Annotated in this window: 18 protein-coding genes; all 18 read left to right on the forward strand. The window is 56.5% G+C overall.

Features of this window, described 5'->3' with window-relative positions; translation table 11 throughout:
• Positions 1-405: 405 nt before the first annotated feature.
• The 18 genes from gyrA to KGB03_RS25815 all read left to right on the forward strand — a co-directional run bounded on the left by gyrA (position 406) and on the right by KGB03_RS25815 (position 21252).
• Positions 406-3069 carry a DNA gyrase subunit A gene (gene gyrA, locus KGB03_RS25730; protein ID WP_223529785.1) on the forward strand — a complete coding sequence of 888 codons (2664 nt, stop codon included), beginning with the start codon at positions 406-408 and terminating at the stop codon, positions 3067-3069.
• 228 nt (positions 3070-3297) lie between these two features.
• Positions 3298-4383, forward strand: coding sequence for a 3-phosphoserine/phosphohydroxythreonine transaminase (serC, locus tag KGB03_RS25735; RefSeq protein WP_192406927.1), 1086 nt, complete (start codon positions 3298-3300; stop codon positions 4381-4383).
• Positions 4383-5477 (forward strand): prephenate dehydratase, encoded by a 1095-nt coding sequence (gene pheA, locus KGB03_RS25740; protein WP_111450711.1) that lies wholly within the window; start codon positions 4383-4385, stop codon positions 5475-5477. The genes serC and pheA overlap by 1 nt, the downstream gene beginning before the upstream one ends.
• A gap of 12 nt (positions 5478-5489) precedes the next feature.
• Positions 5490-6602, forward strand: coding sequence for a histidinol-phosphate transaminase (gene hisC / locus KGB03_RS25745; RefSeq protein ID WP_223529787.1), 1113 nt, complete (start codon positions 5490-5492; stop codon positions 6600-6602).
• Positions 6603-6630: 28 nt separating this feature from the next.
• Complete coding sequence (locus tag KGB03_RS25750) at positions 6631-8838, forward strand: bifunctional prephenate dehydrogenase/3-phosphoshikimate 1-carboxyvinyltransferase (RefSeq protein WP_263293686.1); 2208 nt, start codon at positions 6631-6633, stop codon at positions 8836-8838.
• Entirely contained in the window at positions 8835-9524 is a 690-nt protein-coding gene (cmk, locus tag KGB03_RS25755; RefSeq protein ID WP_008148720.1) for a (d)CMP kinase, read from the forward strand. Before KGB03_RS25750 ends, cmk begins: the two co-directional genes overlap by 4 nt.
• 120 nt (positions 9525-9644) lie before the next feature.
• Entirely contained in the window at positions 9645-11330 is a 1686-nt protein-coding gene (gene rpsA / locus KGB03_RS25760) for a 30S ribosomal protein S1 (protein ID WP_223529791.1), read from the forward strand.
• A 219-nt stretch (positions 11331-11549) separates the two neighbouring features.
• Entirely contained in the window at positions 11550-11828 is a 279-nt protein-coding gene (locus tag KGB03_RS25765; RefSeq protein WP_111450708.1) for a hypothetical protein, read from the forward strand.
• Between the two features lie 143 nt (positions 11829-11971).
• Positions 11972-12268: an integration host factor subunit beta gene (ihfB, locus tag KGB03_RS25770; protein ID WP_008148724.1), complete on the forward strand. Its 297-nt coding sequence runs from the start codon at positions 11972-11974 to the stop codon at positions 12266-12268.
• Positions 12269-12295: 27 nt separating this feature from the next.
• Positions 12296-12535 carry a LapA family protein gene (locus tag KGB03_RS25775; protein ID WP_223529793.1) on the forward strand — a complete coding sequence of 80 codons (240 nt, stop codon included), beginning with the start codon at positions 12296-12298 and terminating at the stop codon, positions 12533-12535.
• A 230-nt stretch (positions 12536-12765) separates the two neighbouring features.
• A complete protein-coding gene (gene rfbB / locus KGB03_RS25780) occupies positions 12766-13842 on the forward strand; it encodes a dTDP-glucose 4,6-dehydratase (RefSeq protein ID WP_223529795.1) in 1077 nt (358 codons plus the stop codon).
• Complete coding sequence (rfbD, locus tag KGB03_RS25785) at positions 13839-14732, forward strand: dTDP-4-dehydrorhamnose reductase (RefSeq protein WP_223529797.1); 894 nt, start codon at positions 13839-13841, stop codon at positions 14730-14732. The genes rfbB and rfbD overlap by 4 nt, the downstream gene beginning before the upstream one ends.
• Positions 14729-15619 carry a glucose-1-phosphate thymidylyltransferase RfbA gene (rfbA, locus tag KGB03_RS25790; protein ID WP_223529806.1) on the forward strand — a complete coding sequence of 297 codons (891 nt, stop codon included), beginning with the start codon at positions 14729-14731 and terminating at the stop codon, positions 15617-15619. The genes rfbD and rfbA overlap by 4 nt, the downstream gene beginning before the upstream one ends.
• A 54-nt stretch (positions 15620-15673) precedes the next feature.
• On the forward strand, positions 15674-16597 hold the full coding sequence (locus KGB03_RS25795; protein WP_223529813.1) for a glycosyltransferase: 924 nt from the start codon (positions 15674-15676) through the stop codon (positions 16595-16597).
• Positions 16594-17556, forward strand: coding sequence for a UDP-glucose 4-epimerase family protein (locus KGB03_RS25800; protein ID WP_223529815.1), 963 nt, complete (start codon positions 16594-16596; stop codon positions 17554-17556). The genes KGB03_RS25795 and KGB03_RS25800 overlap by 4 nt, the downstream gene beginning before the upstream one ends.
• Positions 17553-18572 carry an MraY family glycosyltransferase gene (locus tag KGB03_RS25805; protein WP_223529817.1) on the forward strand — a complete coding sequence of 340 codons (1020 nt, stop codon included), beginning with the start codon at positions 17553-17555 and terminating at the stop codon, positions 18570-18572. Before KGB03_RS25800 ends, KGB03_RS25805 begins: the two co-directional genes overlap by 4 nt.
• Positions 18573-19010: 438 nt before the next feature.
• The gene (locus KGB03_RS25810) at positions 19011-19838 is read left to right on the forward strand and encodes an ABC transporter permease (protein ID WP_223529819.1); all 828 of its coding nucleotides are present in this window, start codon (positions 19011-19013) and stop codon (positions 19836-19838) included.
• Positions 19828-21252 carry an ABC transporter ATP-binding protein gene (locus tag KGB03_RS25815; protein ID WP_223529821.1) on the forward strand — a complete coding sequence of 475 codons (1425 nt, stop codon included), beginning with the start codon at positions 19828-19830 and terminating at the stop codon, positions 21250-21252. Before KGB03_RS25810 ends, KGB03_RS25815 begins: the two co-directional genes overlap by 11 nt.
• The last annotated feature ends 1 nt before the right edge of the window (position 21253 follow it).

The raw sequence follows: 21253 nt of genomic DNA on the forward strand, positions 1-21253 counted from the left end.
GCGAGCAAGCCCGCTCCCACATTTGACCGAGATCTCCAGTTAGACACGGTCGAGTGTGGGAGCGGGCTTGCTCGCGAAGAGGCCCTCACAGCCACCAAACAACCCTATTCACTTCGAAATTCTTCAATCAAAAAGCCTCTAAGCCTCTCTCGTCCCCTTCAAGCCTGTCACCGGTCAACTAACTATGCTCCATGCGCATCAGGGGGATAGGTGCGTGGCGGCTCTTGTGATAACATCCGGCGGTTTCCAAGGTAGCCCGATGTGGCTGCCTTTACTGCGCAGATCCATGGCATAACTCGTTGATTTGTCGTAAGTCGGTGCATGGCACTCAGCCTGCAGCGGCGAGCTTCGTTCGTCCCATATGGATGTGACGAAGTTTCACCAGAAAAAGGAATCAGGCTTCTCATGGGCGAACTGGCCAAAGAAATCCTCCCGGTCAATATCGAAGACGAGCTGAAGCAGTCCTACCTCGACTACGCGATGAGCGTAATTGTCGGGCGGGCACTGCCGGATGCGCGCGATGGCTTGAAGCCCGTGCACCGGCGTGTGCTGTTCGCGATGAGCGAGCTGGGCAACGACTTCAACAAGCCGTACAAGAAATCTGCCCGTGTTGTCGGTGACGTGATCGGTAAGTATCACCCTCACGGTGATACTGCGGTGTACGACACCATCGTTCGGATGGCGCAGCCATTCTCGCTGCGTTACCTGCTGGTAGACGGTCAGGGCAACTTCGGTTCCGTGGACGGCGACAACGCCGCCGCCATGCGATACACCGAAGTGCGCATGACCAAGCTGGCGCACGAGCTGCTGGCTGACCTGCACAAAGAAACCGTGGACTGGGTGCCGAACTACGACGGCACCGAAATGATCCCGGCGGTCATGCCGACCCGTATTCCCAACCTGTTGGTCAACGGCTCCAGCGGTATCGCCGTGGGCATGGCGACCAACATCCCGCCGCACAACCTCGGTGAAGTCATCGACGGTTGCCTGGCGCTCATCGACAACCCTGAGTTGACCATCGATGAGCTGATGCAATACATCCCTGGTCCGGACTTCCCGACCGCTGCGATCATCAACGGTCGCGCCGGCATCATCGAAGCCTACCGCACCGGTCGTGGCCGCATTTACATGCGCGCCCGCTCGATAATCGAAGACATCGACAAGGTCGGTGGCCGTCAGCAGATCGTCATCACCGAACTCCCTTACCAGTTGAACAAGGCCCGTCTGATCGAGAAGATCGCCGAGCTGGTAAAAGAGAAGAAGCTCGAAGGCATCACCGAACTGCGCGACGAGTCCGACAAGGACGGTATGCGCGTCGTGATCGAGCTGCGTCGCGGCGAAGTGCCTGAGGTGATTCTCAATAACCTCTACGCCCAGACCCAGCTGCAAGCGGTGTTCGGTATCAACATCGTCGCGCTGATCGACGGCCGTCCGCGGATCCTGAACCTCAAGGACCTGCTGGAAGCCTTCGTTCGTCACCGTCGCGAAGTCGTTACCCGCCGTACCGTGTTCGAACTGCGTAAAGCCCGCGAACGTGGTCACATTCTGGAAGGTCAAGCGGTTGCCCTGTCGAACATCGACCCGGTCATCGCCCTGATCAAAGCCTCGCCAACGCCGTCGGAAGCCAAGGAAGCGCTGATCAAGACGGCGTGGGAATCTTCCGCCGTGGTCGCGATGGTTGAACGTGCCGGTGCCGATTCGTGCCGTCCAGAGACCCTGGACCCGCAATACGGTCTGCGCGAAGGCAAGTACTTCCTGTCGCCGGAACAGGCGCAAGCGATTCTGGAACTGCGTCTGCACCGTCTGACCGGTCTGGAACACGAAAAGCTGCTGGCCGAGTATCAAGAGATCCTCAACCAGATCGGCGAGCTGATCCGCATCCTCAGCAGCGCTACGCGCCTGATGGAAGTGATCCGCGAAGAGCTGGAAGTGATCCGCGCCGAATACGGCGACGTGCGCCGCACCGAGATTCTCGATGCCCGTCTCGACCTGACCCTGGGTGACATGATCCCGGAAGAAGAGCGCGTCGTGACCATTTCCCACGGTGGCTACGCCAAGACCCAGCCGTTGGCTGCGTACCAGGCTCAGCGTCGTGGCGGTAAAGGCAAATCGGCTACCGGCGTCAAGGATGAGGACTACATCGCTCACCTGCTGGTTGCCAACAGCCACACCACGCTGCTGCTGTTCTCCAGCAAAGGTAAAGTGTACTGGCTGAAAACCTACGAAATCCCGGAAGCGTCCCGCGCTGCCCGTGGTCGTCCGCTGGTCAACCTGCTGCCGCTGGACAGTGATGAATACATCACCACCATGCTGCCGGTCGACGAATACACCGAAGGTCACTTCATCTTCATGGCCACTGCCAAAGGCACCGTGAAGAAGACCCCGCTGGAATCCTTCAGCCGTCAACGCAGCGTCGGTCTCATCGCGCTGGAGCTGGATGAAGGCGATGTGCTGATTTCTGCTTCCATTACCGATGGCAGTCGCGAAGTCATGCTGTTCTCCGACGGCGGCAAGGTCACTCGCTTCAAGGAAACCGACGTTCGCGCCATGGGCCGTACCGCTCGCGGTGTCCGCGGCATGCGTCTGCCGGAAGGCCAGAAGCTGATTTCCATGCTGATCCCGGAAGAAGGCAGCCAGATCCTCACCGCTTCGGCCCGTGGTTTCGGCAAGCGCACGGCGATCACCGAGTTCCCTGAGTACAAACGTGGCGGTCAGGGCGTTATCGCCATGGTCAGCAACGACCGTAACGGCCGTCTGGTCGGTGCAGTCCAGGTGCTCGACGGCGAGGAAATCATGCTGATTTCCGACCAGGGCACCCTGGTGCGTACTCGTGTCGACGAAGTCTCCAGTCTGGGTCGTAACACCCAGGGCGTGACCCTCATCAAACTGGCCAGCGATGAAACGCTGGTAGGTCTGGAGCGGGTTCAGGAGCCGTCGGAAGTCGAGGGTGAAGAGCTTGAAGGTGAAGAGGGCGAAGAAGGTGCAGTGTTCGACGGCGAAGTCGTAATCGACGACGTTGTCGAAGACCAGCAACTCGACGCCGCAGCTGACGAAGAACCGCAGGAATAAGCGGACAGACAGGGGGCGGATGAGAATTCGCCCCCTTGTTGTTTGTCCCTTGAGAATATTCGACACCCACGAAGTTCCCTTGTGGGAGCGGGCTTGCTCGCGAAGACGGACTGACATTCACCACAGATGTCTCCTGTTGCACCGCTTTCGCGAGCAAGCCCGCTCCCACATTGGATCTGTGTCGACTGATATGTTTGTACGATCCACCAAATCAGAGCGAGATTGGATGTGAGCAAGAGAGCCTATAACTTCTGTGCCGGTCCTGCGGCACTTCCCGAAGCTGTCCTGCAGCGCGCCCAGGGTGAACTCCTTGATTGGCACGGCAAGGGCCTGTCGGTCATGGAAATGAGCCATCGCAGTGATGAGTTCGTGTCCATCGCCACCAAGGCCGAGCAGGATCTGCGTGATCTGCTGAATATCCCCTCGAACTATAAAGTGCTGTTTCTGCAAGGTGGCGCCAGCCAGCAATTTGCTCAGATCCCTCTGAACCTGTTGCCGGAAAGCGGCACCGCCGACTATATCGACACCGGTATCTGGTCGCAGAAAGCCATCGAAGAAGCGTCGCGCTACGGAAACGTCAACGTTGCCGCTACCGCCAAGCCTTACGACTATTTCGCTATTCCCGGTCAGAACGAATGGAACCTGTCGAAAGATGCGGCCTACGTTCACTACGCACCGAACGAAACCATCGGTGGCCTGGAATTCAACTGGGTTCCGGAAACCGGTGACGTTCCGCTGGTCGCCGACATGTCTTCCGACATTCTGTCGCGTCCGATCGATGTTTCGCGCTTCGGCATGATCTACGCCGGCGCGCAGAAGAACATCGGCCCGAGCGGCATCGTCGTCAACATCGTTCGCGAAGACCTGCTGGGTCACGCCCGTTCCCTGTGCCCGACCATGCTCAACTACAAGGTCGCGGCCGACAACGGCTCGATGTACAACACTCCGCCAACCCTGGCCTGGTACCTCTCGGGTCTGGTATTCGAGTGGCTGAAAGAGCAGGGTGGTGTTGAAGCCATCGGCAAGCTCAACGAAGTGAAACAGCGCACGCTGTACGACTTCATCGACGCCAGCGGCTTGTACAGCAACCCGATCAACAAGTCGGATCGCTCGTGGATGAACGTGCCGTTCCGCCTGGCTGACGACCGTCTCGACAAGCCATTCCTGGCCGGTGCCGAAGCGCGTGGCCTGTTGAACCTCAAGGGTCACCGTTCCGTGGGTGGCATGCGTGCCTCCATCTATAACGCCGTCGACATCGTTGCGGTCAACGCACTGATTTCGTACATGGCAGAGTTCGAGAAGGAACACGGTTAATGTCTGAGCAAGAACTCAAGGCACTGCGCCTGCGCATTGATGCCCTGGACGAGAAAGTCCTGGAGCTGATCAGTGAGCGCGCACGCTGCGCCCAGGAAGTTGCGCGAGTAAAGATGGCCTCGCTGGCCGAAGGCGAAGTGCCGGTGTTCTATCGTCCTGAGCGTGAAGCTCAGGTGCTCAAGCGCGTCATGGAGCGTAACCAGGGGCCGCTGGGCAACGAAGAGATGGCGCGGCTGTTCCGCGAAATCATGTCCTCGTGCCTGGCCCTCGAGCAGCCGCTGAAAGTGGCTTACCTCGGCCCTGAAGGCACGTTCACCCAAGCCGCAGCCATGAAGCACTTCGGTCACGCCGTGATCAGCAAGCCGATGGCGGCGATTGACGAAGTGTTCCGTGAAGTGGCAGCCGGTGCGGTGAATTTTGGCGTGGTCCCGGTGGAAAACTCCACTGAGGGCGCGGTCAACCACACCCTCGACAGCTTCCTCGAACACGACATGGTGATCTGTGGCGAAGTCGAGCTGCGGATTCACCACCACCTGTTGGTCGGTGAAAACACCAAGACCGACAGCATCAGCCGCATCTATTCCCACGCCCAGTCCCTGGCCCAGTGCCGCAAGTGGCTGGACGCGCATTACCCGAATGTCGAGCGCGTGGCGGTGTCCAGCAACGCCGAAGCGGCCAAGCGGGTCAAGGGTGAGTGGAACTCCGCGGCGATTGCCGGCGACATGGCCGCAGGCTTGTACGGGCTGACCCGTCTGGCCGAGAAAATCGAGGATCGCCCGGACAACTCCACGCGATTCCTGATCATCGGCAGCCAAGAAGTGCCGCCGACCGGCGACGACAAGACTTCGATCATCGTCTCCATGAGCAACAAGCCCGGCGCACTTCACGAGTTGCTGGTGCCGTTCCACGACAACGGCATCGACCTGACGCGAATCGAGACGCGTCCCTCGCGCAGCGGTAAATGGACCTACGTGTTCTTCATCGACTTCGTCGGCCACCACCGCGACCCGCTGGTTAAAGGTGTGTTGGAAAAGATCAGTCAGGAAGCAGTGGCACTCAAAGTGCTGGGTTCCTACCCGAAAGCAGTTCTCTAAGGGCGGTAGCAAATGAGTGGTGACTTCCTCGCTCTGGCACAGCCGGGCGTGCAACAACTTTCGCCTTACGTTCCGGGCAAGCCCGTGGACGAACTGGCGCGCGAGCTGGACATCGATCCGGCCAGCATCGTCAAACTGGCCAGCAACGAAAACCCGTTGGGCGCCAGTCCCAAGGCTTTGGCAGCGATTCACGAAGCATTGGCCGAGCTGACCCGCTATCCGGACGGCAACGGTTTTGCGCTCAAGACCCTGCTGGCCGATCAATGCCGCGTCGAGCTTAATCAGGTAACGCTGGGCAACGGTTCCAACGACATTCTGGAACTGGTCGCCCGTGCCTATCTGGCGCCGGGTCTGAACGCGGTGTTCAGCGAGCACGCGTTTGCGGTCTATCCGATCGTCACTCAGGCCGTCGGCGCCCAAGCCAAAGTGATCCCGGCCAAAGACTGGGGTCACGATCTGCCGGCCATGCTGGCCGCGATCGATGCCGATACCCGCGTGGTGTTCATCGCCAACCCGAACAACCCGACCGGAACCTGGTTCGGCGCTGAAGCGCTGGACGAATTCCTGCAGGACGTTCCGGAACACGTGCTGGTGGTGCTGGATGAGGCCTACATCGAATACGCCGAAGGCAGCGATTTGCCGGATGGCCTGGACTTCCTGGCGGCTTATCCGAACCTGCTGGTGTCGCGCACATTCTCCAAGGCTTATGGCTTGGCGGCATTGCGGGTCGGCTATGGCTTGTCCACCGCTGTGGTCGCCGATGTGCTGAACCGCGTGCGTCAGCCGTTCAACGTCAACAGCCTGGCCTTGGCCGCTGCATGCGCTGCGCTGCAAGACGCCGAATACCTGGCCGAAAGCCGTCGCCTGAACGAATCCGGCATGCAGCAGCTGGAAGCGGGTTTCCGTGAGCTGGGGTTGAGCTGGATTGCGTCCAAGGGCAACTTCATCTGCGTCGATCTGGGCCGTGTTGCGGCTCCGGTCTTCCAGGGTTTGCTGCGCGAAGGCGTGATCGTGCGTCCGGTGGCCAATTACGGCATGCCGAATCACTTGCGCATCACCATCGGTCTGCCGGCGGAAAACAGCCGCTTCCTCGAAGCGCTGACCAAGGTTCTGGCTCGTGGTTGATGTCACTGCACTGCAATCTGCTGAACCTATGATCGGTCGCCTGGTGGTGGTCGGTCTGGGGCTGATCGGCGGTTCGTTTGCCAAGGGCTTGCGTGAAAGCGGCCTGTGCCGCGAAGTGGTCGGGGTCGATCTCGACCCGCAGTCGCGCAAGCTGGCGGTCGAGTTGGGTGTGGTGGATTGCTGCGAAGAAGACCTGGCCGCTGCTTGCCAGGGCGCCGACGTGATTCAGCTGGCCGTGCCGATCCTTGCCATGGAAAAAATGCTCGGCCGATTGGCCAGCATGGATTTGGGGCAAGCGATTCTGACCGACGTCGGCAGCGCCAAAGGCAATGTGGTGCGGGCGGCAACCGAGGCGTTTGGCGGCATGCCGTCGCGTTTCGTTCCGGGGCACCCGATTGCCGGTTCCGAGCAAAGCGGGGTGGAAGCCTCTAACTCAGAGCTGTTCCGTCGCCATAAAGTGATTTTGACGCCGCTGGATCAAACTGATCCGGCAGCGCTGGCAGTGGTCGACCGGTTGTGGCGCGAATTGGGGGCCGATGTCGAGCACATGCAGGTTGAGCGTCATGACGAAGTGTTGGCGGCGACCAGCCATTTGCCGCACTTGTTGGCGTTCGGTTTGGTCGATTCGTTGGCCAAGCGCAATGAAAACCTTGAGATCTTCCGTTACGCTGCGGGCGGTTTCCGCGATTTCACAAGAATTGCGGGTAGCGACCCGGTCATGTGGCACGACATCTTCCTCGCCAACCGCGAAGCTGTCCTGCGCACACTCGATACATTTCGCAGTGACCTCGACGCCTTGCGCGACGCGGTCGATGCAGGGGATGGGCACCAATTGTTGGGCGTGTTCACTCGCGCCCGGGTTGCCCGCGAACATTTCAGTAAAATCCTGGCCCGCCGGGCTTATGTGGACGCTATGAATTCCAACGACCTGATTTTCCTGGCACAACCTGGTGGCCGCCTGACTGGGCGGATTCGAGTACCGGGCGACAAATCGATTTCCCACCGTTCGATCATGCTCGGCTCCCTGGCTGAAGGCGTTACCGAAGTGGAAGGTTTCCTTGAGGGCGAAGACGCCCTGGCAACCTTGCAGGCCTTCCGCGACATGGGCGTCGTGATCGAAGGTCCGCACCACGGTCGCGTGACCATTCACGGCGTCGGCCTGCATGGCTTGAAGCCTGCGCCGGGCCCGATCTATCTGGGCAACTCCGGCACTTCGATGCGTCTGCTGTCTGGCCTGTTGGCTGCGCAGAACTTCGACAGCACGCTGACGGGTGACGCTTCGCTGTCCAAGCGTCCGATGAATCGCGTGGCCAATCCGCTGCGTGAGATGGGCGCTGTGATCGAGACCGCTGCTGAAGGTCGTCCGCCGATGACCATTCGTGGCGGCAACAAGCTCAAAGGTCTGACCTACACCATGCCGATGGCCAGTGCTCAGGTTAAATCCTGCCTGCTGCTGGCGGGTTTGTACGCCGAAGGCAAGACCACCGTCACCGAGCCGGCGCCAACCCGTGACCACACCGAGCGCATGCTGCGTGGCTTCGGCTACCCGGTCAGCGTCAACGGTGCGACCGCTTCGGTCGAATCCGGCCACAAGCTGACCGCGACCCACATTGAAGTGCCGGGCGACATCTCGTCTTCTGCGTTCTTCCTGGTGGCCGCGTCGATCGCCGAAGGTTCGGAGCTGGTGCTTGAGCACGTCGGCATCAACCCGACCCGTACCGGTGTGATCGATATTCTGCGTCTGATGGGCGCTGACATCACCCTGGAAAACCAGCGTGAAGTCGGCGGTGAGCCGGTTGCGGATTTGCGCGTACGTGCAGCTAAACTCAAAGGTATCGAGATTCCCGAAGCGCTGGTTCCGCTGGCCATCGACGAATTTCCGGTGCTGTTCGTGGCCGCGGCCTGTGCCGAAGGGCGCACCATCCTGCGTGGCGCCGAAGAGCTGCGGGTTAAAGAGTCGGACCGGATTCAGGTCATGGCGGATGGCTTGCTGGCGCTTGGCGTCAAATGCGAACCGACCCCGGACGGCATCATCATCGACGGCGGCCAGATCGGCGGCGGCGAAGTGCACGGTCACGGCGATCACCGGATTGCCATGGCCTTCAGCGTGGCTTCGTTGCGCGCCACTGCGCCGATCCGCATTCATGATTGCGCCAACGTCGCGACGTCGTTCCCGAACTTCCTCGCGCTGTGCGCGCAGGTCGGTATCCGTGTTGCACAAGAGGCTCAGTCGTGATTATCAAGCCACCGGTCATCACCATCGATGGGCCTAGCGGTTCGGGCAAAGGCACTATTGCCGGGATTCTGGCCAAGCGCCTGGGCTGGTGCCTGCTGGATTCCGGTGCGTTGTACCGTCTGCTGGCATTCGCCGCGCGTAATCATGGCGTCGATCTGACCAATGAAGAGTCGCTGAAGCTGCTGGCCGCTCATCTGGACGTGCAATTCGTCGGTGCGACCGAAGGTCATCCGCAGCGGATCATCCTCGAAGGTGACGATGTCACTGATGATTTGCGCAACGAACAAGTCGGCGCCTGGGCTTCCCAGGTCGCTGCACTGCCGGCGGTGCGTGACGCGCTGCTCCAGCGCCAGCGGGCATTTCAGGAGGCTCCGGGTCTGGTGGCCGATGGTCGCGACATGGGCACGGTGGTTTTTCCGGATGCACCACTGAAGATATTCCTCACTGCCAGTGCCGAGGAGCGTGCGCGCCGTCGATACTTGCAGTTGAAGGGCAAAGTCGATGGTGTTAGTCTGTCGAGTCTGCTAGATGAGATACGTGTCCGCGATGAGCGTGACACCCAGCGAGCGGTAGCCCCGCTCAAACCGGCGGCTGACGCCATACAGCTGGATTCCACGGAATTATCCATCGATCAGGTGCTGGAACGCATCATGAGCGAGATCGCCATTCGCGATATCGCCGGGTGACCAAGAAGCGACTCAGGGGACCAGTCATAGTCCTGCGTCGCTTCTTCAAATGAACATAACCCACGTCGTCTGGGATGTGGAGATGGGCGTATCCTTCGCCCTTATTCAACAGGAATTAAAATGAGCGAAAGCTTTGCGGAACTCTTTGAAGAAAGCCTAAAAACCCTGAACCTTCAGGCAGGCTCCATCATCACCGGTGTTATCGTTGATATCGATTACCAAGCTCGCTGGGTAACCGTTCACGCTGGCCTGAAGTCTGAAGCACTCATCCCGCTTGAGCAGTTCTACAACGATGCTGGCGAACTGACTATCAACGTCGGTGACGAAGTTCACGTTGCTCTGGACTCGGTTGAAGACGGCTTTGGTGAAACCAAGCTGTCCCGTGAAAAAGCCAAGCGCGCTGAATGCTGGATTGTTCTGGAAGCAGCCTTCGCAGCCGAAGAAGTGGTCAAGGGCGTTATCAACGGTAAGGTTAAAGGCGGCTTCACTGTCGACGTTAACGGCATCCGTGCGTTCCTGCCAGGTTCTCTGGTTGACGTCCGTCCAGTGCGCGACACCACGCACCTGGAAGGCAAAGAGCTGGAATTCAAGGTCATCAAGCTTGACCAGAAACGCAACAACGTTGTCGTTTCCCGTCGTAGCGTCCTCGAAGCCGAGAACTCCGCTGAGCGTGAAGCTCTGCTGGAATCCCTGCAGGAAGGCCAACAAGTCAAAGGTATCGTCAAAAACCTCACCGATTACGGCGCATTCGTCGATCTGGGTGGCGTCGATGGCCTGCTGCACATTACCGACATGGCTTGGAAACGTATCAAGCATCCTTCCGAAATCGTCAACGTTGGCGACGAGATCGATGTCAAGGTTCTGAAGTACGATCGCGAACGCAATCGTGTTTCCCTGGGCCTCAAGCAACTGGGCGAAGATCCATGGGTTGCTATCAAAGCCCGTTACCCAGAAAGCACTCGCGTTACCGCTCGTGTAACCAACCTGACCGACTACGGCTGCTTCGCTGAGCTGGAAGAAGGCGTTGAAGGCCTGGTACACGTTTCCGAAATGGACTGGACCAACAAGAACATCCACCCTTCGAAAGTCGTACAAGTCGGCGACGAAGTGGAAGTTATGGTTCTGGACATCGACGAAGAGCGTCGTCGTATCTCCCTCGGCATCAAGCAGTGCAAATCTAACCCATGGGAAGATTTCTCTGGCCAGTTCAACAAGGGCGATAAAATCTCCGGCACCATCAAGTCGATCACCGATTTCGGTATCTTCATTGGTCTGGACGGCGGCATCGACGGTCTGGTTCACCTGTCCGACATCTCCTGGAACGAAGTGGGCGAAGAAGCCGTTCGCCGCTTCAAGAAGGGCGACGAGCTGGACACCGTTATCCTGTCGGTTGACCCAGAGCGCGAGCGCATCTCCCTGGGTATCAAGCAACTGGAAAGCGATCCGTTCTCCGAGTACGTTCAAGAGAACGACAAAGGCGCAATCGTTAAAGGCATCGTGAAGGAAGTTGACGCTAAAGGCGCCATCATCACTCTGGCCGACGATATCGAAGCGACTCTGAAAGCCTCCGAAATCAGCCGTGACCGCGTTGAAGACGCGCGCAACGTTCTGAAAGAAGGCCAGGAAGTAGAAGCCAAGATCATCAGCGTTGACCGCAAGAGCCGCGTAATCCAGCTCTCCATCAAGTCGAAAGACGATGCTGAAGAGAAAGAAGCCATCCAGAGCCTGAAAACTGCTCCGGAAACCGAAGTGGGTAACACCACCATGGCTGCACTGCTGCGCGAAGCAATGGCCAAACAGAACTAAGTTCTGTCGGACCATAGAAAAAGGGCGACTTCGGTCGCCCTTTTTTGTGTCTGTGATTTGTTGATTCCAATGGTCTCGCAACGTTGCGGTCGTTTTGCCGTGAAACCAATCCCCTCAACAAGTTGTCTCTTTCTTTAGTCGGATCAATCGTTTATTTACGGCTAGTCTTTAGCTTGAAGCGAGCGACCGTCGGGCGGCGTATCCGGCCTGAGGAAGTGAATGAACAAGCTCATTGTCGTCATAGCAGTATTGACACTGGCAGGCTGTACCACTAATGCCAAGACCCACGCGGTGCGTGGGGTCAGTGGCATCGAGATCGATTGTTCGGGGTTGGGGTCGGGATGGGAGAAGTGTCGCAAGCGCGCGAGCAAGGAGTGCAAGGCGGCGGGTTACAAAGTTGTAGCCAGGTCAGATGATGCCAAAGACGAGGATGAGTACCCCTTTGGCTTCAATCCCGCGGGCTATCTGACGCGCACCATGCTGGTCATCTGTCGATGAGTGTGCGAGCGGTGTTCCGCGCCCTGGAAGAGGGCATCTCGTTGTTGGTGGAAGATGTCAAAAGCTCAGGCTGTTCAAATTCATCGGGGCGTGCTAAAACCTTTGAAGCGCTGATCTAGCTGCTTGAAAAAGAAGGGAAAAATATGACGAAGTCGGAGTTGATCGAACGAATTGTCACCCATCAAGGGCTGCTCTCATCCAAGGATGTGGAGCTGGCCATCAAGACCATGCTTGAACAAATGTCCCAATGTCTGGCCACCGGTGATCGCATCGAGATCCGTGGGTTTGGCAGCTTCTCCTTGCACTACCGCGCGCCGCGCGTAGGTCGCAATCCAAAAACCGGTCAGTCGGTTAGCCTGGATGGCAAGTTCGTTCCGCATTTCAAGCCGGGCAAAGAATTGCGTGACCGTGTGAACGAGGACGAGGAGGAGATGCTTTGACGGCCACCGTAATTCAAGGAACCGCTTATGCGTAACCTCAAGCGCGTACTGCTCGCCGTATTCGTTCTGTTGCTGGTTTTGGCGATCCTGGCGTTCGTTCTCGAGAATCAGCAATCGGTTTCCCTGTTGTTCCTGGGTTGGGCGGGGCCGCAACTACCGGTATCACTGGTCATGGTTATTGCATTGCTGATCGGGATGGTAATCGGGCCGATTCTTGGCTGGTTTCTGGGGCGTACGTCCAAAGCTTCCCGCAAGCGCCTTGTCTGATTACGACATAGAAGGGAAAGCGCACTAAGCTTTAGCCACAGCTTGTCTATATCCATTAGTAAAACCGTCATTAAGCTGTAAAATGCTGCGCTTGTCCGATAGTGGCCTATGCCCACGTCGGTTCAAACTGACTCTGTCAGAGGCCTCAGCTACCTTGATGGCTTCTGCATTCATGGATTAGACAGTGCTCGGTTGGCGGCCCTGTCAGTAACTCAAGGGTATCGTTTCGCGTGAAAATTCTAGTAACCGGCGGCGCCGGGTTTATCGGCTCGGCAGTCATTCGTCATATCATCTCCAACACTAATGACTCTGTCGTAAACGTCGACAAGCTTACTTACGCCGGTAACCTTGAGTCATTGGCCGAAGTTAGCCAGAACTCGCGTTACGTGTTCGAGCGCGTCGACATCTGCGACCGTGATCAAATCGACCGTGTTCTGCGTGAACACCAACCGAATGCGATCATGCACCTGGCCGCAGAGTCCCACGTTGACCGCTCGATCTCTGGCCCGTCTGAATTCATCCAGACCAACATCATCGGCACTTATACTTTGCTGGAAGCTGCACGCCACTATTGGGCGGCGCTGGATGACGCGCGTAAAGCCAACTTCCGCTTTCACCATATTTCGACTGACGAAGTTTACGGAGACCTCGAAGGTCCGGAAGACCTCTTCACCGAAACCACGCCGTATCAGCCAAGTTCGCCATACTCCGCCAGTAAGGCCAGTTCCGATCACCTGGTTCGCGCCTGGAGCCGTACTTACGGCCTGCCGACCCTGGTCACCAACTGCTCCAACAACTACGGCCCGTGCCATTTCCCTGAGAAGTTGATCCCGCTGATCATTCTCAATGCACTGGAAGGCAAGCCGCTGCCGGTCTACGGCAAAGGCAACCAGGTCCGCGACTGGCTCTACGTCGAAGATCACGCTCGTGCACTGTACAAAGTCGTGACCGAAGGCGTTATCGGCGAGACGTACAACATCGGTGGCCATAACGAAAAGCAAAACATCGAAGTGGTGCATACCCTGTGCGCACTGCTCGACGAACTGCGTCCCGATTCTGCTCACCGTCCACATGCCAGCCTGATCACTTACGTTCAGGACCGCCCGGGCCACGATCAGCGTTACGCAATCGATGCCAGTAAAATTCAGCGTGAGCTGGGTTGGACGCCGGAAGAAACCTTTGAAACCGGCATCCGCAAAACGGTCGAGTGGTACCTCAACAACACTGAATGGGTAGCTCACGTTAAGAGCGGCAGCTATCAGCAGTGGATCGATCAGAACTACGCGGATCGTTCGAACAAGGCATGAAAATACTTCTGCTGGGAAAAAACGGCCAGGTGGGCTGGGAGCTGCAACGCTCCCTCGCGCCGCTGGGTGAGTTAATCGCCCTGGACCGTCATGTTGTCGATGGTTTGTGCGGCGATCTGTCCGATCTCGATGCCTTGCGCGCGACGATTCGCCAGGTCAAACCCGACGTCATCGTCAATGCTGCGGCCTACACCGCTGTCGATAAAGCCGAGTCCGAGACCGAACTGGCCGACCGTGTGAACGGTCAGGCAAGCCAGGTCATGGCCGAAGAGGCCACGACACTAGGTGCTTGGCTGATCCATTACTCGACTGACTACGTCTTCAGCGGCCAGGGTTCTGCGCCGTGGCAAGAGTCAGATCCAGTCGCCCCGGTGAATCACTACGGCGCCAGTAAACTGGCCGGCGAACAGGCGATTACCGCGTCGGGCTGCAAGCATCTGATCTTCCGCACCAGCTGGGTCTATGGCGCTCGCGGCAACAACTTCGCCAAGACCATGCTGCGTCTGGCCAAGGATCGCGAAACCTTGAGCGTCATCGCCGACCAGATCGGAGCCCCGACGGGTGCAGACCTGATTGCCGACGTGACTGCGTTGGCCATTCAACAAGTTCTGCAACGTCCCGAGCTGTCGGGCTTGTATCACTTGGCGGCCAGTGGCGAAGTGTCCTGGCACGGCTATGCTAGCCATGTGATCGGCTTCGCCCAAGACAACGGCGAGCAGCTCGCCGTAACGGCGATCAATCCGATTGAAACGACGGCTTACCCAACACCTGCGCGCCGCCCTCTGAATTCGCGTTTGAATACTCAGAAGCTGCGTGACAATTTTTCTCTACACTTGCCGGATTGGCAAAGTGGCGTAACCCGAATGCTTAGGGAAGTTCTGAATAAATGAGCACGACAAATCGTAAAGGCATCATCCTCGCCGGCGGCTCGGGTACGCGTCTGCATCCGTTGACGCTCGGAGTGTCCAAGCAGATGCTGCCGATCTACGACAAGCCGATGATCTTTTATCCGCTGTCGGTGCTGATGCTCGCGGGCATGCGTGAAGTCCTGATTATCTCCACGCCTGAAGACTTGCCGTGTTTCCGCAAGTTGCTGGGTGACGGAAGCCTGTACGGTATCAAGCTGACCTACGCCGAGCAGCCAAGTCCAGACGGTCTTGCACAAGCGTTCATTATCGGCGAAGAGTTTATCGGCGAAGATCCTTGCTGCCTGATCCTGGGCGACAACATCTTTTACGGTCAGCACTTCTCGGACAACTTGCGCTCCGCCAGCAATCAACAGCGTGGCGCTACTGTATTCGGCTACCACGTCTCCGATCCGGAACGCTTCGGTGTTGTTGAGTTCGACGAAACTGGTCGGGCGCTGAGCATTGAAGAGAAACCACTGAAGCCTAAGTCGAACTATGCAGTTACAGGTCTTTACTTCTACGACAACCAGGTTGTAGAGATCGCCAAGAACATCAAACCGTCGGAACGTGGTGAATTGGAAATCACCGACGTCAATCGTGCCTACCTTGAGCAGCAGACTCTGAACGTCGAAATGCTTGGTCGCGGTTTTGCCTGGCTTGACACAGGTACTCATGACTCACTGCTTGAAGCGAGCCACTTTGTGCATACCATTGAGAAGCGCCAAGGCCTGAAAGTCGCATGCCTGGAAGAGATCGCCTATCACAATGGCTGGATCACTACGCAGCAGCTGGGTGCCCAGGCAGATGCATTGAAAAAAACCGGATATGGGCAATACCTGCAGAAACTGCTGGACTCACCTTCACGCTGATTGGAAGGGAGGCCCCTTGAAGATGAAGCGCTTAATCGGTGCGGCAGGGATTGCATGTCAGTAAAGCATCCTCGAATTGCGGTTTTGCTGGCGGCCTACAACGGTATGCATTGGATCGAAGAGCAATTGACTTCGATCCTTGCTCAGGAAGGCGTTGATGTCACTGTTTATATCAGTGTTGATACCTCCACGGATGGCACTGAAGTCTGGTGCGAAAAGTATGCGGATGATCATGCTTCAGTGATTGTTTTGCCACCGGCCGGAATTTTTGGTGGAGCGGCGCGCAACTTTTTTCGTTTGGTTCGCGACGTCGAGTTGGATCACTTCGACTTCGTAGCGTTTGCTGATCAAGATGATATCTGGCGTTCCGATAAGTTGGAGCGAGCGACTCGCGTCATTCGTGAGCGCCAATTCGATGCCTACTCCAGCAACGTCACGGCAATTTGGCCGAATGGCGGTGCTCATCTATTGAACAAGGCTCAGCCGCAGGTTGAATGGGACTTCCTGTTCGAGGCCGCCGGGCCCGGATGCACTTACGTGATGAGCAAGAAGGTCATTGAAGTGCTCAAGTCCTCCATGATTGCCAATTGGGAGCTACTGCAAGATGTCAGTTTGCACGATTGGTACTGTTATGCCTTTGCCCGCAGTCATGGTTTTAGCTGGTATATCGATCCCCGGCCGTCCATGGAATATCGCCAGCATGAGCGTAACCAGGTCGGTGCCAATAAAGGGCTCAGTTCCCTGATATCTCGTTACAAGACGATTCATGACGGATGGTGGTTCAGTCAGGTGCAGCTGATAGCCCGGTTGGTGGGGCGGGAAACCGATCCATTTGTGCGGGGGTGGCTGAGTTTGCGCCGCACGCAACTGTTACGTCTGTCATTTAGCGCCTGGCGCTGCCGCCGACGGCGGCGTGACAAGGTATTCTTCTTTTGCATTTGCTGGGCAACCGCGGTCATAGGAACGAAAGTCAGATGATGCCCCTGAATGTTTTAGTCACCGGGGCCACTGGGTTTGTGGGTGAGGCCCTGGTTATGCACTTGTTGGTCGACAGGCGCTTTTGTCCAGTTGCGGCCGCGCGGGGGGCTACTCGCTTGCTGGGGTTGTGTCGCGTGATGCCCTTCGATCTGGCTCGCGCCGAAGTCTTGCCGGCTTTTGCGGGTATTCAGGTTGTGGTTCATGCGGCGGCCAGGGTGCACGTCATGCGGGAGGAGGCTGCGGATGCGCTGGCCGAGTTTCGCAACATCAATGTACAAGGAACACTAAAGCTGGCCCGGCAGGCGGCGGAGTCGGGGGTCAAGCGCTTCATCTTTATCAGCTCAATCAAGGTCAATGGTGAGTGCACTCCGACGGGTAAGGCTTTCAGGGCTGATGATCTTCCATCTCCCATGGATCCCTACGGTATCTCCAAGTACGAAGCCGAGGAGGCGTTGAAGCATCTTGGGCGCGAAACCGGCATGGAGATCGTCATCATCCGCCCGCCACTGGTTTATGGGCCGGGGGTCAAGGCCAACTTCATGAGTCTGTTGGGATGGCTGCGCAGAGGTATTCCGCTGCCATTGGGGGCGGTGAGGAACCGGCGAAGTCTGGTGTCGATAGGAAACCTGATCAGCCTCATCGTCACCTGTATCGATCATCCGGCAGCAGCCAATCAGGTTTTTCTCGTCAGTGATGGTGAGGACCTGTCCACCTCGCAGCTGTTGAATCGGTTGTCCCGGGCATTCGGGAGGCGGGCGCGGCTGCTGCCGGTCCCTGAATGGTTGCTCAAGCTGGTGGCTTCAATGTTCGGCATGCAGGCAGTCGTTCAGCGCTTGTGTGGCTCATTGCAGGTTGATATCGACAAGAATCGCGAGTTGCTTGGTTGGCTGCCACCGGTCAGCGTAGATCGTGCGATGCGCCAAACTGTTAATCATTTTCTGGATACAAGCGCCAAATGAATGTGTGGTGGCTGTTGGCGGCGGTATTTATTGTCTCTTGGGGGCTGACCTTCGTTTTGCGCCGTTATGCGCTGGCCAAGAGTTTGATGGATATTCCCAATGAGCGTAGTTCTCACGTAGTCCCTACTCCCCGCGGAGGAGGGGTGGCGATTGTCGTTTCCTTTGTTCTGGCCCTTCCCGCGCTTTACGGTTTTGGATTGCTTGAGTTCAACCTGTTTTACGGTTTGCTTGGCTCTGGCCTGTTGGTGGCGCTGATCGGTTTTGCTGATGATCATGGGCATATCGCGGCCAGATGGCGTTTGCTGGGTCATTTTGTTGCCGCTGTCTGGGCTTTGTGCTGGATGGGCGGTATGGCGCCTGTTTCCATGTTCGGCATGGGCATTCAACTGGGGTGGGTGGGAAGTGTGCTCGCAGCCATTTATCTCGTCTGGATGCTGAACTTATATAACTTCATGGATGGTATTGACGGGATTGCAAGTGTTCAGGCTATTTTTGTCTGTCTGGCAGGATGTGTTATTTCGTTGATGGCCGGAAATCAGTCTGTACTTTTTGTGAGTTTGTTTTTGTCCAGTGCAGTGGCCGGATTCCTGCTTTGGAACTTTCCTCCGGCCCGTATTTTCATGGGCGATGCCGGAAGTGGCTTTTTGGGTATGGTTCTGGGAGTTCTTTCGCTTTATGTGGCGTGGAGTAACTCCGCGTTGATGTGGGGCTGGCTCATCCTCCTGGCAGTTTTTACAGTGGACTCAACTGTGACGTTGCTGAGAAGGCTTGTGCGAGGAGAGAAGATTTATCAGGCTCATCGCAGTCACGCTTATCAATATGCTTCCCGGCATTTTGCCAGTCACAAGGTCGTTACATTGGGTGTGACTTGTATAAATGTTTTTTGGGTATTTCCTATGGCGGTTCTGGTCGCAAAGGGTTATCTGGATGGTTTTACAGGTTTGATCGCAACCTGTTTGCCATTGGTTTTTCTCGCTTTCAGATTTAGTGCCGGGAAAGCCGAATTGCAGATCTGAAGCCTTTCGGAGCGCTTGTGTCTCGGTTCAATGATAATGCGTCAGCTTTGACCGCTGCCCGTCCTGCCATTGTCCGGGGATGGCCAAACCTGTTAGGATTGCCGACTATTTTGATACTGTGGATGCCCCGTTCATCGGAGTTTTTACACGATGAATGACGGTTTATTTGTCGCTCGCATCGCAAAGGCGCGCGTTGGAAACGTTTCGACGAGGTTGACCCTGTTGCTCATGAGTCTTGTCGTTAAAACTGTGGGGCGTTCGAATTTTGGTCAAGGAAGCTAATGTCGGTCACATTTTATGCCCGGGCGCGATTCCCACGCAGGGAATGGTTTTCAGGAACTCCCGATTCCGGTGTGTTTTCGTAGCGGTTGCCGCTGTTAACTTGCCTCGATGGTCGAAAGAAAAAATGAAATTGACAGAAAACACAAAGGGCTACGCATGAACCCGCACGCTGTTCGCTCAACATCCCCCGTTACATTGTTTCATTCTATCAGTAAAAATCGTGGTTTGATATATAGCCTGATTAAAAGAGATATTGCCGGAAGATACAGCGGCTCTGTTTTGGGGTTGTTGTGGTCTTTTTTTAACCCTGTCCTTATGTTGGCTGTTTATACTTTTGTATTCAGTGTTGTGTTCAAGGCTCGTTGGGTTGGCGGAAGCGATTCAAAGGCTGAGTTTGCACTTGTGTTGTTTGCCGGTCTGATGGTGTTTAACCTGTTTTCAGAGTGTATCAACCGCGCCCCAAGTTTGATCCTGTCGAATGTCAATTATGTAAAGAAAGTGATATTTCCATTGGAGATATTACCCATCGTGACGCTGGGGTCTGCACTTTTTCACCTGATAGTGAACTTTCTGGTTTGGCTGGTTTTCTATGTGATCTTCTACGGTGTGCCTCATCTCGGCGTGCTGTTCTTCCCGCTGGTACTTTTGCCATTGGCCCTCATGACTCTCGGGGTCACCTGGTTCGTGGCTTCCCTCGGGGTATACCTGCGCGATGTGGCGCAGGTCATCAGTACGCTGGTACCGGTCCTGATGTTCTTGTCTCCGGTTTTTTATCCGCTGAAAAGCTTGCCAGAGCGCTTTCAGGCAGTAGTGCAAGTCAGCCCCATCACTGTCGCGGTCGAGCAAACGCGAGGTCTCATGTATTGGGGAGAGTCTATGGACTGGCGGGTTTGGGGGCTCTATCTGTTGATCTCCTGTGCAATTGCATGGTTTGGTTTTGTTTGGTTCCAGAAGACACGAAAGGGGTTTGCAGATGTCCTCTGATGAGTACTCGATCCGCGTAAATGGTCTTGGTAAATGCTACGAGATTTATGCGACGCCGCGTGACCGCTTAAAGCAGTTCATTATTCCTCCGATTCAACGGTTAGTAGGATGTGAACCGTCGTCGTTTTGCCGCGAGTACTGGGCTCTGGAGAACATTTCGTTCGACATTCGCAAAGGCGAGGCTTTTGGTATTGTCGGCCGCAACGGTAGCGGGAAAAGTACGCTTCTCCAGTTGATCACAGGAACCATCGCTCCGACGGTAGGTACTGTTGAAACCCGTGGCCGAGTCGCGGCACTGCTAGAGCTGGGATCGGGCTTCAATCCCGAGTTCACCGGCCGGGACAACGTTTATCTCAACGCCATGTTGCTCGGTATGACCCATGATGAGGTCGACGAGCGCTTTGACAAGATTGCAGCCTTTGCCGATATCGGCGATTACCTCGATCAACCGGTCAAGACCTACTCCAGCGGCATGCTGGTACGTTTGGCATTTGCAGTGCAGGTTCAAATCGAGCCCGACATTCTGATCGTCGACGAGGCGCTGGCTGTTGGTGATGCGCTGTTCCAGAAACGCTGTTTTGGCCGGATCGAAAAGCTGCTTTCCGATGGCGTGACCCTATTGTTTGTATCCCATGATCAGGAGTCGGTTCGAACACTGACCAATCGTGCGATCCTGCTCAAGGGTGGCCGAGAAGTTTCGATGGGTTCTGCCTCCCAGGTCCTGCTCGATTATCGCAAACTGCTGCATCAGGAAGAGTCGGATTATTTCTCCAAGCTGATGCAGCCTGCCCCAGACAAGGCTCCCGCTCCGACTTCGGCTCCTCAGTCCGCTGACTCGAACGCTTCCAGCGAAGGGGAGTCGGCACCTGAGTCGAGCGAGTCCTCGGAAAAAAGCCAGGCGCCAGCTGTCTCTGGACGTGCTGATCAGATGTCCTTCGGAGACGGGGGCGTTGAAGTGTTGTCTGTCGGCACGTTTGGCGTCGATGACGAGCCGTGCGCGGTTTTCTATCCCGGCGACGTCATTCGAATTCGAGTCAACTGTGTTTCGCATATTGATACCGACAGCATCAACGTTGGCGTGCGTATTCGGAGTCGTGAGGGGATAAAAATATATTCCTGGGGCACTTTGAACCAGGATATGCAGATTCTGGCCGGACTGCGTGAGGGCGAGCTGTTCTGGAAGCGTCAGCTCAAGGCCGGAGAGCAGTTCCATGTCTGGCTGGAATGCGACTGCTCTTTAGGTTCGAACCTCTATGAGATTCAGGCATCCATTTCCTATGAAGGCAAGCCTGACTATACCGCCCAAAGAATTTTGCACTGGAAAGATGAAGCAGCGTTTTTCCAGACACTGATGCGGCAGGATGAATACTTTTTCGGTGGAATATCCGACTTACATATGGCCGCCAGGTGGTAAT

It is taken from the genome of Pseudomonas sp. BF-B-26, assembly GCF_019956495.1.
Lineage (GTDB): Bacteria > Pseudomonadota > Gammaproteobacteria > Pseudomonadales > Pseudomonadaceae > Aquipseudomonas.

Coding starts and splice junctions, on each gene's coding strand:
- KGB03_RS25815 (WP_223529821.1), top strand. CDS start 19,828: ATGTCCTCTGATGAGTACTCGATCCGCGTAAATGGTCTTGGTAAATGC.
- rfbA (WP_223529806.1), top strand. CDS start 14,729: ATGAGCACGACAAATCGTAAAGGCATCATCCTCGCCGGCGGCTCGGGT.
- rpsA (WP_223529791.1), top strand. CDS start 9,645: ATGAGCGAAAGCTTTGCGGAACTCTTTGAAGAAAGCCTAAAAACCCTG.
- gyrA (WP_223529785.1), top strand. CDS start 406: ATGGGCGAACTGGCCAAAGAAATCCTCCCGGTCAATATCGAAGACGAG.
- KGB03_RS25765 (WP_111450708.1), top strand. CDS start 11,550: ATGAACAAGCTCATTGTCGTCATAGCAGTATTGACACTGGCAGGCTGT.
- KGB03_RS25775 (WP_223529793.1), top strand. CDS start 12,296: ATGCGTAACCTCAAGCGCGTACTGCTCGCCGTATTCGTTCTGTTGCTG.
- pheA (WP_111450711.1), top strand. CDS start 4,383: ATGTCTGAGCAAGAACTCAAGGCACTGCGCCTGCGCATTGATGCCCTG.
- KGB03_RS25750 (WP_263293686.1), top strand. CDS start 6,631: ATGATCGGTCGCCTGGTGGTGGTCGGTCTGGGGCTGATCGGCGGTTCG.
- rfbD (WP_223529797.1), top strand. CDS start 13,839: ATGAAAATACTTCTGCTGGGAAAAAACGGCCAGGTGGGCTGGGAGCTG.
- KGB03_RS25810 (WP_223529819.1), top strand. CDS start 19,011: ATGAACCCGCACGCTGTTCGCTCAACATCCCCCGTTACATTGTTTCAT.
- ihfB (WP_008148724.1), top strand. CDS start 11,972: ATGACGAAGTCGGAGTTGATCGAACGAATTGTCACCCATCAAGGGCTG.
- KGB03_RS25795 (WP_223529813.1), top strand. CDS start 15,674: ATGTCAGTAAAGCATCCTCGAATTGCGGTTTTGCTGGCGGCCTACAAC.
- KGB03_RS25800 (WP_223529815.1), top strand. CDS start 16,594: ATGATGCCCCTGAATGTTTTAGTCACCGGGGCCACTGGGTTTGTGGGT.
- KGB03_RS25805 (WP_223529817.1), top strand. CDS start 17,553: ATGAATGTGTGGTGGCTGTTGGCGGCGGTATTTATTGTCTCTTGGGGG.
- hisC (WP_223529787.1), top strand. CDS start 5,490: ATGAGTGGTGACTTCCTCGCTCTGGCACAGCCGGGCGTGCAACAACTT.